Source organism: Streptomyces sp. NPDC097129 (assembly GCF_055668065.1).
The window spans coordinates 1-1,003 of the sequence record NZ_JBVOQE010000134.1; the positions used below are offsets into that span (position 1 = coordinate 1).

General features: G+C 32.3%; 1 protein-coding gene. It reads right to left on the bottom strand.

Translation table 11 applies throughout. From position 1 onward, the window contains the following. Nucleotides 1-614 precede the first annotated feature (614 nt). A partial coding sequence (locus tag AC0B9F_RS38635; protein ID WP_472010547.1) for an STAS domain-containing protein occupies nt 615-1,003 on the bottom strand: 389 nt, incomplete at its 5' end.

Consider the following 1,003-nt stretch of genomic DNA (forward strand, 5'->3'; position numbering starts at 1 on the left):
AATAGATTAAGTTCGTAACGATTTTCATATAAAAAGTTTCTTATGTACAGCGAAGGTCGAATTGTTGGAAATCCTATGTAATACCATGATTGTATGTATTCAGTTTGTATATGGAAGCATATAAGTGTGTCAACTACCATTAAAACATATTTTGGGAGATTGTCTCCGTTTTACATAATCTTGTTTACCAAAAATTTAATATAGCGATTCAACTATAGGTTGCTGTAAAAAAGGAAAATGAATTTTTGTCCTAAACTAGCCCCTATGTAATGACACAATAAAAAAAGAAATTAAGCAGCTTTAAGATGGTTCCTATACTGTATAAGAACCATCTTTTTTAAATTCCACTGGTATTGATAGTTGTTATAGTATTTCATGTAGTGATTTATTTTTGCAAACCAGCTGCTTTAGTCTACCAGCTTCCTATCTTACTTCTTCTGGATAACTCTCGTGCCCATAGAACCCCCCTCCTAAAATCATGTATTAATCCGATTCAGGTTGTTTATTCCTTGTCTCAATTATCTGGGTCTCTCCAGGTCAGCTTATCGTTCAAAATGCTATAAAATTTGTGAATCAGATTTTACTCTTAGTCATAATTCCATAGAAAACATTCTTTAATCAATATATTCAAGTCTATTAATAGCATGAGCAAGAGAAGAAGTGATAGAGATATCTTTAAACTTTAAACCAAGTTGAATGGCAGTTTGGGCCACTTCAGGTCTTATACCTGAAAGGTGAGTTTTCACTCCAATTAGTGATAGCGCATCTAATAATTGGAAGATTTGGTGTGCGACCATTGTATCAATAACTACAACGCCAGAAAAATCTAAAAGTAAATGTTCTGTTCTTAATCGACTACATTCTTCTAATGTTCTTTCAAGTAAAATTTTAGCCCTAGCAGTATCAATTTCTCCTACTAATGGTAGCAATGCTACTTTATTATTTAATGTAATTACTGGCGTACTTAACTCCAAAATTAATTCTTGCTGGGAAAATAGTCTAT